Genomic DNA, 1,816 nt, shown 5'->3' with positions numbered 1-1,816 from the left:
TCGGCAACGCCGATCGCGGCATGCCAGTGCTGGTCGTGGTCGTCATGGCCCAACTCGTGCTCTGCGGAGGAATGTTCGCCGTCAAAGACCGCATCCCGCTGGAACAACTGGCCTGGCTGTCCCCCTCCCGATGGGCCTACGGCATGGCCGGCTCCTCGCTCGGGGTGAACTACATCCGCATCACCGACACCGACCCATTGTGGAATCACGAGCGCTCGCGCTGGTTCATGTCACTGGGAATGTGTGCGGCGTTGGGCGTGGTGATGATGATCCTGCTCGCGGTCAGGCTGCGCAGTCTCGATCCGCATCGCAGAGGCCGCAGGTAAGTAGCCGGGTGCGTGCGCAGCAACCCAGCGTCACGGGCCTGTTCAACCGCGAACGGGCCGGTTTAGGCTAGGCGCCAGACTTTGGCGCTACCTCCAAATGAGTTTGCCCCGTGGCGACCTCGTCGGTTGCCTCAACAAAGGAGATGTCAGGAGATGTCTATGAAACGGAAGCTTTGGTCCCGCGCCGGCGCCGCGACCGCTGCAGCGGTTGTGGTCTCGGCACTTGTGCTCACCGGCTGTGGTACCCCGAAGAACAATGCGTCCGGCAGCGGATCCAGCGCGCCGGGCGCCGACGCCGCGAGCACGGTCAAGCAGGCCGCCGACGTCATGAGCAAGGTCACCGGGCTGCACGTCAGCCTCACGGTCAAAGGCGCGGTGCCCAACCTCGAGGTGACCAAGCTCGACGGCGACGTCACCAACACTCCGCAGACGGCCGCCAACGGCACCGCCACCTTGACCGTCGGCAAGAGCGACGTCGACTCCAAGTTCGTCTTCGTCGACGGCCACCTGTATTCCGACGTCGCGGAGGCAGGCAAGTTCACCGACTACGGCAACGGTGCGTCGATCTACGAGGTGTCCACGCTGCTCAACCCCGACAAGGGCCTGGCACACATCCTGACCAATCTGCAGAACCCGAAGGCGGGCGGCACCGAACAGATCAACGGGATCGCGACCACCAAGATCACCGGGACCTCGTCAACCGACGACGTCGCCACGCTGGCCGGATCGCGCCTGAGCCCGCAGAACGCACAGCCGACCCCGACCACCGTCTGGATCGCATCCGACGGCACCTCCCACCTGGTCAGGATCGAAATCACCCCGGTCGAGAACGGAACGGTCGCCATGACCCTGTCGGACTGGGGCAAGCAGGTCACCGCGACCAAGCCGGTTTAGGCCGACTCAACACCCCGACAAGCCACCAGACACTGTGCACCCCGATCTTTTTTCAGCGTGGAAAGGAACCATCATGAGATCGACCGCTTTTAAGGGGCGCGCGCCCAGGTGCGGTCCGAGGCGAACTGCTCTGGCGGTCGTCAACGTCGCGGCGGTGACCGCGACGCTGATCGCCCTGGCCCCGGCCGCACAGGCCGACGAGAACTATGGAGCGATCGCCTACTCAGCCTCGGGCAAACTGTTCGGCCGGACCAAGGACGCCCCGTCGCGGCCCGCAGCGGAAAGTGCCGCGGTCAGCGCGTGCGGCAAATCCGACTGCCAGGTCCTGGTGTCCTTCTCCGAGTGCGGAGCGGTCGCCGAAAACAACGCCGGCGACCACGCCGGCGGGTACGGGTCCACACTGCTTATCGCCGAACAGGACGCGATGAAGCGGCTGGCGACCGCCGGCTGGATCGGCACCTGGCTCTGCAACTAGTCCGCTGCTCTGAAACCGTTGCACCAGAGCACCTTTGACGACGCGGATGAAAGACACTGTGGGAACGCCCGATTCTGAGCCGCCGCGGTTGGAGTTGCGTAGTGATGGGCGGGTGTGGCGT

2 protein-coding genes and 1 pseudogene are annotated in these 1,816 nt (G+C 65.1%); all 3 read left to right on the top strand.

Annotated features, from left to right (window positions below; genetic code table 11):
• Nucleotides 1-326, top strand: a pseudogene (locus tag ACZY1I_RS32115) (ABC transporter ATP-binding protein); the annotation flags it as partial.
• 159 nt (nucleotides 327-485) lie between these two features.
• Nucleotides 486-1,220 carry an LppX_LprAFG lipoprotein gene (locus tag ACZY1I_RS32110; RefSeq protein ID WP_463761691.1) on the top strand — a complete coding sequence of 245 codons (735 nt, stop codon included), beginning with the start codon at nucleotides 486-488 and terminating at the stop codon, nucleotides 1,218-1,220.
• 73 nt (nucleotides 1,221-1,293) lie between these two features.
• A complete protein-coding gene (locus tag ACZY1I_RS32105; RefSeq protein ID WP_463761689.1) occupies nucleotides 1,294-1,695 on the top strand; it encodes a DUF4189 domain-containing protein in 402 nt (133 codons plus the stop codon).
• Nucleotides 1,696-1,816: the final 121 nt, after the last annotated feature.

Source organism: Mycobacterium sp. IDUB_37 (assembly GCF_055419245.1).
Note: the sequence above shows the minus strand (reverse complement) of the source record. Positions and strands in the feature narration are given on the sequence as shown.

Bases quoted from the DNA above. Each gene is read 5' to 3' on its own strand.
- ACZY1I_RS32105 (WP_463761689.1), top strand. From the start codon at position 1,294: ATGAGATCGACCGCTTTTAAGGGGCGCGCGCCCAGGTGCGGTCCGAGG.
- ACZY1I_RS32110 (WP_463761691.1), top strand. From the start codon at position 486: ATGAAACGGAAGCTTTGGTCCCGCGCCGGCGCCGCGACCGCTGCAGCG.